Below are 13,966 nucleotides of genomic sequence, written 5' to 3' on the forward strand. Positions count from 1 at the left end.
TTTCTTGACGTAGTATCATTTATGAGCGAATTTTACTGATTTATGAGCGAATGCTATTCTACTGTGTCACTCGTTCAGATAATTCACCATGAATCTTCGAGTTCAATCGAACAAGTTGTTCAGAATTCCTTACTTTAAACGTCAGCAATAATCCAACCACTAAACACAGTGACGAAAATAAAAAAGCACTTTTGAAGCCGCCAAAATCCTCGATCAACCAGCCTGCTATTGTAGGACCAATAAATTGCCCAACTGCAAAATAAAAGGTAACATAACTAAAAGCTAATGGCATGTCAGTAGGCCGAACATGGTCCATACTTGAAGCCTGTGTTAACGTAAATAATCCGGTAGACGTGCAGCTTAAAATAATGATATGGATGGTAAAGCCTAGGAGCGTGGTAAAGAAAATAGGCAGCGCCATTGAAAATAAGGTCAGGCCCATTGTTAAAATGAGTGACGTTCTCCTTCCGATTTTATCAGAAATAAATCCCCATATTGGTCCGCTAAAAATAGACAAAATCCCATTCAATGCCATTAGTTGCCCTGCAAACTTCATATTAATACCTGATTCAATCATAAAGCTCATGATAAAAATCATTTGGACAATGTAGGTAATTCCAACAATTCCATAGATTAATCCAACATTTATAACATGTGGATTTTTATAAATATCTCTGGGTGATTTCTTTTTGAAACGTTGTTCAGTAGAGAATTCAACTGGTGGGTTTTTGATAAAAAATAGAGTGAGAATTACAACAACCACCCCAATAGCGGCGAATACTCCCCAAGCAATTCTCCAACCAATCTCGGTATTCAAGCTGCCAAGGTAGGGAACGATGATTCCTGCAAAGAGGATTCCAATACCTGCCCCGCTCGTTGTTAAACCGATGACAAATCCCTTTTTTTGCGGGAACCAGGCAACAAGTAAGGAGATAAAAGGGGTATAGGTAAAGGAGGTCCCAATCCCTAATAAAAGCATAAATAGAAAGGTGACTAGAAATGAAGGAGTAATAGTGAGACCAGCTAGGCCTAGCGTAACAAGAGAAATACCAAGTAAAATCGTCCGTTTACTACCCCATCTTGAAGCAAGGATCCCAGCAAAGATAATGGTGATTAAATACCCTAGGGAGGTAGTGGTACCGAGGTAACCTGCTTCCTTATAAGTTAGATAAAGGCCCTCTCGCATAAAAGGAAGGATTACCCCATAAGAGAGTCTTGCAAATGCCAAAACAACGACGGTTGTTAACATACCAATAGTGGCATAACCCCACAAACGTTTATTGCTACTTTTTTCCATTGAACAACCTCCTATTTCCCAAAATCCGATTCAATTTAATTTATTTATCATTTTATTCGGGTACCTAAATTTCTATGTGAACTATTATAAGATAAGCATCCGAAGCACTATTACTTTATTAATTTAAAAAAATCCAACTTGACAATTTACTAATTTCTATGGATAATCAAATAAATTGAAAAATCGAAAAATGGTAAGGGATTAGTAAATCTTTGGAACGTGTTAGAGAATGAAACCCACTGGCTGAAAGGTTTCTCACGGAAAAATAATTGAACCTGCCCTCAAATGCTGCTTATGCAAACATAAGCCGTCCTCCCACGTTACAGGTTCAAGTGGATGTAGGCGCAAGCTTCCTGCATCAATAAAGGTGGTACCGCGGAAACGACTATTCCGTCCTTTTTTAAGGACAGGAGAGTCGTTTTTTTATTTTATAATGGAAAGGTCCGAAGACAGATGAAGAAACAGCTGGTGGTAGTGAAGATTGGAAGCAGCTCACTAACAAGTGCCTCGGGGCATATTTCAGAAGATAAAATACGTGATCACGTGAAAGCACTGTCCTATTTAAAAGAACAGGGGCATGAGGTTATTCTCATTTCTTCCGGAGCTGTTGCTGCAGGCTTTGGATCGCTTGGATATCCAACACGACCTAAAAGTACAGCTGGTAAACAGGCAGCTGCAGCTGTCGGGCAAGGTCTATTAATGCAGCAATACATTCAACTTTTTAAAGAGTTTGGTATCATTCCAGCTCAAATATTATTAACACGAGAAGATTTTTACAGTCAGGTCCGGTTTCAAAACTTATTTTCAACGATGACTGAGCTTCTTCAACGAGGGGTTTTACCAATTATCAATGAGAATGATTCCGTGTCAATTGAGGAATTAACCTTCGGAGACAATGATTTATTGTCAGCACTGGTTAGTGGTTTTCTACATGCCAATGCGTTAATTATTCTAACGGATATCAATGGACTCTACGATGGGAATCCGAAAGTGAATAAAGAGGCAAAAAAATATCATTTTATACCAGAAATATCAGATCAACTCATCTCAGTTGCCGGTGAAAGTGGGTCTTCTGTAGGTACAGGAGGGATGAAGTCAAAGCTACTTGCTGCAAAAAAAGCATTATCCCTTGGTGTCAGTGTTTTTGTCGGCACCGGCACTGGAAAGGAAAAACTGGTCGATATTTTATCTGGGAAAGGCGACGGGACATATATTGGAGGACCCTTCCAAACACAGATGCAAATGAAAAAGCAATGGATTGCTTATCACTCGCAAGTCGGCGGTGTTATTGAGATTGATGAAGGAGCAGAAAAAGCCATTGTGTTTCATGGAAAAAGCTTATTGCCTGTAGGGGTTACCAATGTCATCGGCGAGTTTAATGCCTTAGACGTTGTCATCGTTAGAAATCAAAAAGGGTATGTCATAGGTAAGGGGCAAATTTATTATTCTTCTAAAAACTTATTAAAAGTGAAAGGCTTACCTGGTGAACAATCGAAAGGATATTCGATCAATCAAAAAGTAGAAGTGATACATCGTGATAATTGGGTCATTATGCCAAAGGAGTGAGTAGGAGAATGAGTGAATTACTAGAGAAATCCCGTCTTTTAAAAATTGCTTCAAAAACATTAGGAATGCTTTCATCGATCGAAAAAAACGAAGCGTTAGAAAAAATGGCTAAGCATATTCAATCTAAAAAGGAATGGATTATCAGTGAAAATGCGAAGGACATTGAGGCTGGGAAAAAAAATGGACTATCAGACTCTTTAATTGATCGACTCTCATTAACAAACGAGAGAATCGAACAGATTGTGGATGGAGTTCGTCAATTAATACATTTAGAGGACCCAATCGGTGAAACGATTGAGGCTTGGGAACGACCAAATGGACTTCGCATTGAAACGATTAGGGTTCCACTCGGGGTTATTGGGATGGTATACGAAGCTCGACCGAATGTAACGGTAGATGCAGGAAGTCTTTGTTTAAAAGCTGGAAATGCGGTTCTTCTAAGAGGGAGCTCTACCGCTTTTCATTCCAATAAAGCCCTTGTCCATACTATGCAAGAGGCGCTAGAAGGAACGGCGATTCCGAAGGATGCGGTCCAGCTATTGGAGGATACGAGCCGTGAGACAGCTTCTGAAATGTTTAAGTTGAACCAATACTTAGATGTCCTCATTCCTCGTGGTGGAGCAGGACTCATTCAAACCGTTATTAATCATGCTACTGTTCCAGTTTTAGAAACGGGCGTAGGTAATTGCCATGTGTATATTGACGAATCAGCTGAAGAAAAAATGGCAACAGAAATTGCTATCAATGCCAAATTACATCGGCCTTCCGTATGTAATGCGGCTGAAACATTGTTAATTCATGAAAAATGGCCTTATAAGTCGGAACTCTTAAGAGCCCTTTATGACCGGGAAGTTGAACTTCGAGGGGATGCAACAATAGCAGCTGATTATCCATTTGTACAGCAAGCCTCAGAGGAAGACTGGCACACAGAATACTTAGCACCTATATTAGCAGTTAAAGTGGTTAGCAATGTAAAGGAAGCGATTGAACATATTGATCGTTATGGTACGAAGCATTCGGAAGCGATCATTAGTGATAATGAAGCAAATGTTCATCTGTTTTATCAATCGGTGGATGCGGCGGTGTTATACCACAATGCTTCTACCCGTTTTACAGATGGGGAGCAATTTGGCTATGGGGCAGAAATCGGAATTAGTACGCAAAAGCTTCATGCTCGCGGACCAATGGGCCTAAAGGCAATTACAACGACAAAAACAATTGTCCGTGGTACAGGACAAATTAGGTTATAATTCTAAAATACTCGAAAAATATCAAACAAGTAAGGGCAATTAGTCCTTACTTGTTTTTGTTATGAATTCATTTCTGCTATACTTAAAATACAAACATACATTCTTATATTTATAATAGTTGGTGATCATGTGACAAATACGATTCAACTATCCGTTCGGAAGCTTGTAGAATATGTTTATCTGGCTGGCAGCATAGATAACCGTTTCCGCTCTCAATCGTCTCTTTTAGATGGAACAAGAATTCATCAAACAATCCAGCAAACGTATAAAGATGGTGATCAGAAAGAAGTGTATCTTCGTTCAGAAATTCCCTTTGAAGAGCTAACCTTTCTTATTGATGGCCGTTGTGATGGGCTTTTGTTTCAGGATCATGTCGTGACGGTAGATGAAATTAAATCTTTTTCGAGACCACTTGAGGAACTAGATCTGGAAGGGGTTCTTGTTCACTGGGCACAGGCAAAAATGTATGCCTATATGTATATGCTAGATCATGAATTACAGGAAATCACGGTTCAGCTTACCTATGTACATGTGGAAACACTAGAAAAAAAGCAATTAAAAACAATTTGTACTTTTTCAGAGCTTGAGGCATTTGTCTTTCATGTGATTGAAAAGTACGCACCCTATGCAAGATTGATACACGTTCATCGAATGAAGCGAAATGAGAGTATAAAAGACCTCCCTTTCCCTTTTGAAACGTATCGCGCAGGACAAAGGAAATTAGCGGGAGCTGTGTATAAATCCATATTAGATGAGAAGAATCTTTTTGTTAAAGCCCCAACCGGAATTGGCAAAACGATATCAACCCTCTTTCCAGCAGTCAAGGCTATAGGGGAAGGGCATCTAACCCGTATTTTTTATCTTACAGCAAAAACAATTACACGATCAACGGCAGAGGAAGCTTTTGCAAGGATGACATCACGCGGACTATGTATGAAAACTGTCACGATTACCGCTAAAGACAAGGTTTGTTTTAAGGACGAGACCAAATGCCAAAAGGAATACTGTGAGTTCGCTGACGGGTACTATGACCGCATCAACGAAGCTATTCTTGATATTTTATCCAAGGAAAACAGACTGACCCGTGAAGTGATCGGTGACTATGCACGGAAACATACAATTTGTCCATTTGAATTTTCGCTTGACCTTTCCTATGCGGCTGATGCGATTATTTGTGATTATAATTATATTTTTGATCCACGAGTATCCTTAAAACGCTTGGTTGAAGAGCAAAAGAAAACGACTGTTTTACTGGTAGATGAAGCACATAATCTCGTTGACCGGGGGAGGGATATGTTCTCTGCATCACTAAATAAAGATATGTTTTTACAATTGAAAAAAGAGCATAAAGGGATTGATAAAGAAATTTACGAGTCTGCCAGCCAGATCAATAGCATCTTTATTTCAATGAAAAAGGATATGGAAAGAGAGAATGAAATGGTGTTAGAGGTTTTAAATGAATCATTCTTAAGTCATCTTATTGATTTTGTAAAAAAGGCAGAAAAAATGCTTATAGAAAATGCCTCGCCCAATTTATTGGAAGCCTACTTTAAGGTGAATCAATTCATAAAAATGGTTGATTTTGTAGATGAGCATTATGTTATTTATACTGAAAAAAATAAAAATGATTTGCTGGTCAAACTCTTTTGTATGGACCCTTCTAAACTCCTTGCACAAATGGGGAAAGGATATCGGACAAAAGTATATTTCTCAGCCACCTTATCACCGTTACCTTATTATCAAGAAATCCTTGGAGGAAATGAGGGAGATTATGTACTCTCCATTCCTTCTCCTTTTTCAAAGGAACAGGTGGATATTTTTATTAAACCATTGTCCACCAGATATCGTGACCGTAAACAGACAAAAGTGAAAATCATACGTGTGTTACTTGCATTAGTAAAACAACGACCGGGTAACTATCTATTCTTCTTTCCTTCCTATGATTACTTACTAACTGTCTATGAAGGGTTTAAGGTAGAGGACCAAGTAACACAAACGATCATTCAGGCTTCAGGAATGTCTGAAGCAGAACGGGAACACTTTCTAGAAACCTTTAAGCCTCAATCAGAAAAGGGAGTCCTAGGATTTGCTGTCCTCGGAGGTATTTTTTCGGAGGGAATAGATTTAATCGGAGATCGATTAAACGGTGTGGTCATCGTAGGAGTCGGATTACCTAAAATAGGTTTTGAGAAAAATCTCATTAAGGATCACTTTAATAAAAAGAACAAGAGGGGATATGATTATGCCTATATCTATCCAGGAATGAATAAAGTGTTACAAGCTGGAGGCAGATTAATTCGCTCTGAACACGACCAAGGAACCATCGTCCTGATAGATGATCGATTTTTACACAACCACTATCAGAGCCTTCTGCCCGAGGAGTGGAATGAGTTTACTATTTTATAATTAGCCATAGTTGATAAGCTGCCTAAAAATAGGCAGCTTATTTTTTAAAAAAAGGTGACAAATAGGGGAATCATCACATATAATTAAACAAAAGTTGCACGAGGTAAAAACTTTGAAAGTGGGGAAAGAGAGATGGATAAACCTAAAACAATGAAATTGGTTCAAGGGGAAAAGGGAAATTTAATAAAAATAACATCCTTAAATTTAGAAGGTGTGATGAGACGAAGACTGTTAGATTTAGGCTTTGTAAATGGAGCGTTAGTAGAAGTTGTTCGTAAGAGTCCATTAGGAGACCCTATTGCTTTTCGTGTGAGTCAAACAACGATTGCTTTAAGAAAAGAGGAAAGTTCTAAAATAGAGGGGGAGCTGATTACTGATGCGGGATGAATATCGCATTGCCTTAGCAGGTAATCCGAATACGGGTAAAAGTACCTTATTTAATGCTCTAACAGGCCTCCGCCAGCATACTGGGAATTGGGCAGGAAAAACAGTTACACATGCTCAAGGAAGTGTTCAATATAAAGACAAAACCTTTCATCTGATTGACCTTCCAGGGACATATTCACTTTTTTCTAACTCAACGGATGAAGAAGTTGCACGCAATTATATAGTATTTGAGAAACCAGATCTTACGCTTGTAGTTCTTGATGCCACCTCATTAGAAAGAAACTTCAATTTGGCATTACAAGTGCTAGAGATGACAAAAAACGTAGTGATTTGTATAAATCTAATCGATGTTGCAGAAGAGCGTGGGATTCATATAAATGAAAGGTTGCTGACAAATCGATTAGGTGTACCAGTTATTAAAATTTCTGCAAGGAATAAAAAGGGGTTTCCTATGCTTCTAGATACTATAGACCGTATTGTGACAGGAGCAATAGAATGTAATCCGATACAAATCACGTATCCTGATGAAATAGAAGAAAAGATCAAACAAATTGAGCCGAAAGTTCGGGGAATCGTCGGGAATCATCTATCTGCTCGCTGGGTTTCTTTAAGATTACTAGATGGTGATGAGGCTTTACTCAATGAAATAAGTAAGCGGTTAGTGGTAGCTGAGGAGGTATAGAAAATGAGTCTTCAAGAGCTTTATGCAGAAGCACGTAGTTTGTCAACATCAGAGCTTAGAGATGAGATTGTCCAACATCTATACGACCGAAGTCATAAATTATGTCATGAAGGCATTTCTTACACGAAATCAAAACAGGATTCGCGAACGGAAAAATTGGATGCGATTTTTACCTCACCGGTATTCGGATTCCCGATTATGATTACCATGTTAGGTGTACTGTTTTATTTAACGATTGCTGGAGCGAATATCCCTTCATCATTGTTAGCAGAGTTTTTCGGTTTCCTTGAGGGGTATCTAACTTCATTCTTTCAATTCATACATGCACCTGATTGGCTGCACGGTATATTAGTTCTCGGGTTGTATCGGGGAACGACGTGGGTCATCAGTGTGATGTTGCCGCCAATGGCAATTTTCTTTCCAACCTTTGCTCTTCTTGAAAACTATGGTTATCTGCCAAGGGTTGCCTTTAATATGGATCGTTTGTTTAAGAGGGTTGGAGCACACGGGAAGCAATCCTTAACAATGGCAATGGGCTTTGGTTGTAATGCAGCCGCTGTTATATCGACACGAATCATTGAATCTCCAAGGGAGAGAATGCTTGCCATACTGACAAATAACTTTGTACCCTGTAACGGCCGTTGGGGAACATTGATAGTATTAGCTTCCCTGTTTATGGCTGCTAATTTTACAGGTGGGTTAAAATCGTTAGTTACCACAGGGGTTATTGTCGGAATTGTATTATTTGGAATTATCGTCACTTTTTTTGTCTCCTGGGTATTGTCAAAAACTGCTTTAAAGGGAGTCCCTACACATTATACTCTAGAGCTCCCGCCTTACCGGAAGCCAAAGATTTTTGATACGGTGATACGCTCCTCTTTAACTAAATCATGGTCGGTTTTAGTACGTGCGGTTAAGGTTGCTGCACCAGCAGCCATCCTCACATGGGTGTTCGCAAACATCTATATCGGTGATACAAGTATTTTGATGTATGCGGTAGAATTTTTAGACCCGTTTGGAAAAATGCTCGGACTTGACGGGTATATTATGATGGCATTTATTCTTGGGTTACCAGCTAATGAGATCGTCTTGCCTATCCTTTTAATGGGGTATTTATCAACAGGTTCCTTAACTGAAGTTGATAATTTAGCGGATTTAAAGAATATTTTCCTTGACCATGGATGGACGTGGCTGACAGCGTTAAATATGATGTTATTTTCACTATTGCACTATCCATGCGGAACTACCTTGCTAAATATTTACAAAGAAACAAAAAGTAAAAAATGGACCTTCATGGCTTTCCTTATCCCAACAGTTATCGCCATCTTGGTTCCATTAATCATTACCCAAACGGTAAGAATGCTTGGAATTCTATAAAGTAAGGAAGACACCTGAATTAATTCTCAGGTGTCTTTTTCATGAAAAACTTATTTTCTTTTTTTAATCTCTTCCGTCACTACGAATGCAAGGTCCTCGTTTCCAAACAAGGATAATACACCTAGAAGAGTTTCATCAGGTACTTCACCAGCTTCTTCCTTCGGTACGGTTAACTCAATCGCTTCCCTCAACGCAGGGTTGGCTGCTTGATCAGGGTAAGCCCTTATGTATACTTCTTCAGGATTAAGGTGGTGATTAATGCACCATTGGGCAAAAACGAGGATCATCATTTTCTCTTCTCCGCGATAATTTTCAATGATCTTTTCTTCTAACTCTTTTTGATTCATTTGAATTCTCCTTACAAAAAACTTAATAACACAATTATATCGGATTTTTAACTATGTTGCTGAGATTTTCGAAAAGTATGATTACTGATTTAGATTAAATTCATTGGTTTTATGAGATACTGTTTGAAGGTAGAAAATTTTTCATTAGGGGTGAATGAACATGAGTAAAATTGAAATTGGTGAGATTTTTACAATTAGCGATGAGAATGACGATGAACAGGAAGTAGAAGTACTTGGAGTTATGACAATTGAAGGTTCAGAGTATGTAGCCGTCGCATTTGCAGACGAAGTGAAACAAGAAACGGAAGAGGATATTGATATCTTCTTTTTAAAAGTAGATGAGGATGGAGATTTTACAGCGATTGAAAGCGATGAAGAATTTGATAAGGTATCTGAGGCTTTTGATGATATGATGGAAGAAGATGAATAGCATACTTTGAGAGAGAGGTATACCTCTCTTTTTTTTGTTATGAACCTGCTGGAAAAATTATGTATGCAAACATTGATTTTTGGCATACTAACATGGAGAATATTTACAAAGGAGACTTTCATGTTTATTGAAGAGGGTTCAAAGTATCAAATTTCCCAAAGTATCAAAAGTTTTTTCAATTCTGCTGAATTAATGACAGTGACAAGTAATAATGGCATCACTGTCCAATTCATTCTTGGCGACAGTAAAGGTCATGGATCTATGCCAGTTGAACATATGAATTACTTATTGAAAAGGTCTAATTTAACTCAAATCCCGAGTAAACGAGCTTTATTGAATACGGACCAAACTGAGGAACAGATTGGATAATATGTATATAAAGAAACTATGGCATTGCTCTGAAAAAGCAATGCTTTCTTTATGGTAAAATTGGGTATATATATGACTAGAAGAGTGAAATGGATAGGAGTGAGGATGATGGAAGTGAAATTTCAAAAACTTGATGGTTCATCGATTTCATATGTGGATAAAGGAGAAGGAATGCCAGTTGTTCTTCTTCATGGTTTTTGTGGTAGTTCTCGTTATTGGGAAGAGGTCATACCGGAATTATCAAGAAACTACCGGGTCATTGCACCAAATTTGCCTGGTCACGGGGAATCCGAACCACTTTCAAATGGTGCGACGATTGAAGCGATGGTTGATCGGATAAAAGAACTTATAGATGTACTTGATTTAGAGAAGGTAACGATGTTCGGGCACTCCTTGGGAGGTTATATTACTCTTGCTTTTGCTGAGAAATACAGTGACCAATTATATGGATTCTCTTTAGTTCATTCCACTGCATATCCAGATTCAGATGAGGCCAAAAAGGGAAGACAGGTAAATATTGAAAAAGTGCAGCAGCAGGGAGTCCGGCCTCTAATTGATGGGTTAGTACCAAAGCTTTTTTCTCCTGAACATACAGATGAAAAATACGTAGAAACGGCAAAAGAGATCGGTTACGGTACGACACAAGAGGGTACCATTCATGCATTGCAAGCAATGAAAGACAGACCTGACCGTAATCAAATATTAGAAAAGACAGAGTTACCTGTCCTATTATTAGCAGGGGAACAAGATCAAATCATCCCTGCAGAGAAAACATTTTCAGTAACAAAACCTAATATTACTCATTCAGTGATAAAATCTTCGGGACATATGAGCATGTACGAAAATCCTATAGAATTGATAAGAAAGATGCAAGAGTTTATGTTTAAGTAGGATTAGAAAAAAAGGTTCCCAACTGTATGGGAACCTTTATCCTTGTTAAGGAAGTAATACAGGTAATTCTGTTTCTGGATTAAGAGCTCCCGCAAATTTACCATTTACAAAACCAGCAATAATAACTTTTCCATCGCTAGTATAAAAAGGAACAACAACAATAGTAACAGGATTCTCTGGATCTTGATTATTGTTTTTGGCTACTTGGATGAGATTTACCCCTTTGAAAGAATACCCAGCGGTTATAAGCGTTTCTTTTGCTGATTTAAAATTTTGACTGCTTAATAAGTCAGCCACAATAATATTCCTTTCCACGCCTACAACTGGTGTACATCCACAATCCTCATTTTCAGCTGCTTTTGCTGTATTCCCCGTAGTGACAAAGAGGGATAAAGCGATTAATGCACCAAATAATAATGTTAATAATTTCTTCATCTTTCTTCCTCCTTTTTTCAACTCCCTATTTTATTCTTCTTTTTTCGACAATCTCCTTCAAAAAACCTGGAAAAATATTCGACAAATGCCATATTTTGTGACAAATTCATGTCATGTAAATGTAGATGCTAAAAAGTAAACAATAAAAAAGCTGAACCATCTTTTTAAGAGAGTTCAGCTTCATATCCTTAATCTTTCTTAACCGTATAGTATTTAACTGGTTCCTTATTGGAATCTTTCAAAACATTGTAAATAGATGAAGTTAAACTATGAGAGCCTTGTGCATCGAGACCCGCTTCCCAGAGCATCATTCCACCTAAGCTGTGGTCAAGTGCCAATTTCGTTTTCTTTTTCATCGTTGCATCGCCATTATAATAATAGGTTGTTCCGTTCATCTTTACTGTATCACTGTTTGCATTAGCGGGGTTTTCGTTAATGATGGCCCCATAAGATACCTGTTTAATTTTTGGATCAGCAGGTTGTGCGTAAAGCGGTACACCTAATACCAGCTTTTCTGTTGGGTAATGGTATGTTTCAAATAAATGAGTCCAATAGGTTACAATTTTTTCTGTAAAGGGGAACGGTGATAAGTTTGCTCCATTATACCCACCATCCCACTGTCCGTCATATGCCATAATATTGACATGATCTACATCGGCGAACATCGATGGCTCATACACCACAAAGCCAATTTCTGTAAGAGTTTGTGCATGGATTTTGGAGTAAACAGCAATTGATAATTCCTTATTATTTGCATGCAACTGGGTACTTAATTCCTTCGTAAAAGCAGCTAGATTTTTTGCATCTGCTTTAGAACGAGGGTGTTCAAAATCTATATCAATACCATCTAGCTTTTCTCGTTCTGCGATACTAGTAAGCTCGTTAACTAACCTTGTTCGGCTAACAGGATTAGAAATCGCTGTTTTGAAATACTCATACGATTCGCCGCCGTTTATATGAAACCAACCGCCAACAGCCAGCATCACTTTTGTATCATATTTATGAGCTTTAGCAACCATTGCCCGAAGGTTCCCTATAGCAGCATCACCATTGAGCAAAATCCCTCCGTCTTTTGTCGGATGAGCAAAAGAAAAAATCACATGTGTTAATTTTTTGTAATCCACTATATTGGGATCACGAAAATCCTGTACATAACCAATAAGGACTTTCGAAGCGGCTTTTTTAACTTCTGGTAAGCCCTTTGTCTGCGGCTTTATTTCAGACTGTGCTACTTTTTGTATATTTTTAGATTGTGAATGTTCATTGTTAATAGAGAAAAATACTCCAGTAAAAATGCCACCAATAAAGGTAATAGAAATTACCAGGGCAAGGAGGCTATAATGTTTTTTCATTAGATGAGTTCCTCCTCCGTTTTTCTTCCATGAAAATTGTAACAGAAAAAGCAGGGAAGATAGGTTGGTAATATCCACCTTTTAGCTAAAAAAACCAAAGACGGAGGTTTAGACATTTGAAAAGTAGTTCGAGTTTTTGATATAGTAATAAGGTTAATGTTAAAAATACGTATGTTTTATACGTTTTATTATAGGAAAGTGCAAGGTGGTAAACATGACTCAAGAATATAGAGTGTTATTATATTATAAGTATGTTCAGATAGAGGATCCTGAAGAAACGGTGAATGAACATCGTCAATTCTGTAATGATTTAGGCTTAAAAGGCCGAATTATTATTGCTGCAGAAGGAATTAATGGAACTGTTTCCGGTACTATTGAACAAACAGAAGCCTATATCCAATACATGGACCAGCACCCTCTGTTTTCTGGAACAATTTTTAAAATAGATGAAGCATCAGAACATGCATTCAAAAAGATGAAGGTCCGTTTTAGATCGGAACTGGTTACCTTACGTTTAGAGGATGATATTAATCCAAATGTTTTGACTGGAAAGCATTTGAAACCGAAGGAATTTTTTGAACAAATGCAGAGTGAAGATACTGTGGTTATTGATGCTAGAAATGACTATGAATATGATTTAGGACACTTCCGAGGCGCTGTTAGACCGGATATTTTAAATTTCCGTGATCTACCGCAATGGATTAGAGATAATAAGAAAGAGTTTGAGGGTAAAAAGATTCTTACTTATTGTACTGGTGGCATTCGTTGTGAAAAATTTTCAGGTTGGATGCTTCAAGAGGGATTCGAAGATGTATCACAGCTTGATGGCGGTATTGTTACTTATGGAAAAGATCCAGAAGTAAAGGGAGATCTTTGGGATGGCCAACTCTATGTGTTTGATGAGCGTATTAGTGTCCCTGTAAATCAAAAAGAGCATGTGGTGGTAGGAAAAGACTACTACACTGGAGAGCCATGTGAACGCTATGTCAACTGTGCAAATCCAGAATGTAACCGAAAAATCCTTTGTTCAGAAGAAAACGAGCACAAACATTTACGCAGCTGTTCTCATGATTGCAGGGTTCACCCAAGGAACCGTTATGTGGCTCAGCATGGATTAAGTGAAGAAGAGGTCAACGAAAGATTAATAGCTCTTAAGTAATAAATATTTATTTAGAAG

General features: G+C 38.0%; 14 protein-coding genes and 1 other annotated feature. Of the genes, 10 read left to right on the forward strand and 4 right to left on the reverse strand.

Going from position 1 to position 13,966, the window contains the following annotated elements; genetic code table 11:
* Nucleotides 1–58 precede the first annotated feature (58 nt).
* A complete protein-coding gene (locus tag ABES03_RS03620; protein WP_430115192.1) occupies nucleotides 59–1,297 on the reverse strand; it encodes an MFS transporter in 1,239 nt (412 codons plus the stop codon).
* A 184-nt stretch (nucleotides 1,298–1,481) separates the two neighbouring features.
* Nucleotides 1,482–1,698: a binding site (T-box leader), on the forward strand.
* A 52-nt stretch (nucleotides 1,699–1,750) separates the two neighbouring features.
* On the opposite strand from ABES03_RS03620, the gene proB reads away from it, so the two are divergent.
* The 6 genes from proB (at nucleotide 1,751) to ABES03_RS03650 (ending at nucleotide 8,965) form a co-directional block, all read left to right on the forward strand.
* A complete protein-coding gene (gene proB / locus ABES03_RS03625; RefSeq protein ID WP_430115193.1) occupies nucleotides 1,751–2,863 on the forward strand; it encodes a glutamate 5-kinase in 1,113 nt (370 codons plus the stop codon).
* Between the two features lie 8 nt (nucleotides 2,864–2,871).
* On the forward strand, nucleotides 2,872–4,113 hold the full coding sequence (locus ABES03_RS03630; protein WP_430115195.1) for a glutamate-5-semialdehyde dehydrogenase: 1,242 nt from the start codon (nucleotides 2,872–2,874) through the stop codon (nucleotides 4,111–4,113).
* A 129-nt stretch (nucleotides 4,114–4,242) separates the two neighbouring features.
* Complete coding sequence (locus tag ABES03_RS03635; protein WP_430115196.1) at nucleotides 4,243–6,519, forward strand: ATP-dependent DNA helicase; 2,277 nt, start codon at nucleotides 4,243–4,245, stop codon at nucleotides 6,517–6,519.
* A 150-nt stretch (nucleotides 6,520–6,669) separates the two neighbouring features.
* Nucleotides 6,670–6,906: a FeoA family protein gene (locus tag ABES03_RS03640; RefSeq protein ID WP_430115344.1), complete on the forward strand. Its 237-nt coding sequence runs from the start codon at nucleotides 6,670–6,672 to the stop codon at nucleotides 6,904–6,906.
* Nucleotides 6,896–7,588, forward strand: coding sequence for a FeoB small GTPase domain-containing protein (locus ABES03_RS03645; protein ID WP_430115197.1), 693 nt, complete (start codon nucleotides 6,896–6,898; stop codon nucleotides 7,586–7,588). Before ABES03_RS03640 ends, ABES03_RS03645 begins: the two co-directional genes overlap by 11 nt.
* Before the next feature lie 3 nt (nucleotides 7,589–7,591).
* On the forward strand, nucleotides 7,592–8,965 hold the full coding sequence (locus ABES03_RS03650) for a nucleoside recognition domain-containing protein (protein WP_430115200.1): 1,374 nt from the start codon (nucleotides 7,592–7,594) through the stop codon (nucleotides 8,963–8,965).
* A gap of 50 nt (nucleotides 8,966–9,015) precedes the next feature.
* Here ABES03_RS03650 and ABES03_RS03655 read toward each other — a convergent pair whose 3' ends face one another.
* Nucleotides 9,016–9,312 (reverse strand): hypothetical protein, encoded by a 297-nt coding sequence (locus ABES03_RS03655; RefSeq protein WP_430115203.1) that lies wholly within the window; start codon nucleotides 9,310–9,312, stop codon nucleotides 9,016–9,018.
* A 154-nt stretch (nucleotides 9,313–9,466) separates the two neighbouring features.
* Here ABES03_RS03655 and ABES03_RS03660 point away from each other — a divergent pair, with 154 nt between their 5' ends.
* The 3 genes from ABES03_RS03660 to ABES03_RS03670 all read left to right on the forward strand — a co-directional run bounded on the left by ABES03_RS03660 (nucleotide 9,467) and on the right by ABES03_RS03670 (nucleotide 11,002).
* Nucleotides 9,467–9,742: a DUF1292 domain-containing protein gene (locus ABES03_RS03660; RefSeq protein WP_430115205.1), complete on the forward strand. Its 276-nt coding sequence runs from the start codon at nucleotides 9,467–9,469 to the stop codon at nucleotides 9,740–9,742.
* Nucleotides 9,743–9,862: 120 nt separating this feature from the next.
* Nucleotides 9,863–10,111, forward strand: a complete 249-nt coding sequence (locus tag ABES03_RS03665) for a hypothetical protein (RefSeq protein ID WP_430115208.1) — start codon at nucleotides 9,863–9,865, stop codon at nucleotides 10,109–10,111.
* 105 nt (nucleotides 10,112–10,216) lie between these two features.
* Complete coding sequence (locus ABES03_RS03670) at nucleotides 10,217–11,002, forward strand: alpha/beta fold hydrolase (RefSeq protein ID WP_430115209.1); 786 nt, start codon at nucleotides 10,217–10,219, stop codon at nucleotides 11,000–11,002.
* Between the two features lie 45 nt (nucleotides 11,003–11,047).
* Here ABES03_RS03670 and ABES03_RS03675 read toward each other — a convergent pair whose 3' ends face one another.
* Together ABES03_RS03675 and ABES03_RS03680 are read right to left on the reverse strand one after the other, a co-directional pair.
* Nucleotides 11,048–11,437, reverse strand: coding sequence for a hypothetical protein (locus ABES03_RS03675; RefSeq protein ID WP_430115211.1), 390 nt, complete (start codon nucleotides 11,435–11,437; stop codon nucleotides 11,048–11,050).
* A 188-nt stretch (nucleotides 11,438–11,625) separates the two neighbouring features.
* Entirely contained in the window at nucleotides 11,626–12,789 is a 1,164-nt protein-coding gene (locus ABES03_RS03680) for a glycoside hydrolase family 18 protein (protein ID WP_430115213.1), read from the reverse strand.
* Nucleotides 12,790–13,003: 214 nt separating this feature from the next.
* On the opposite strand from ABES03_RS03680, the gene ABES03_RS03685 reads away from it, so the two are divergent.
* Nucleotides 13,004–13,948 (forward strand): rhodanese-related sulfurtransferase, encoded by a 945-nt coding sequence (locus ABES03_RS03685; protein WP_430115215.1) that lies wholly within the window; start codon nucleotides 13,004–13,006, stop codon nucleotides 13,946–13,948.
* Nucleotides 13,949–13,966: the final 18 nt, after the last annotated feature.

The organism is Neobacillus rhizosphaerae, from assembly GCF_050477885.1.
GTDB classification, from domain to species: domain Bacteria; phylum Bacillota; class Bacilli; order Bacillales; family Cytobacillaceae; genus Neobacillus; species Neobacillus rhizosphaerae_A.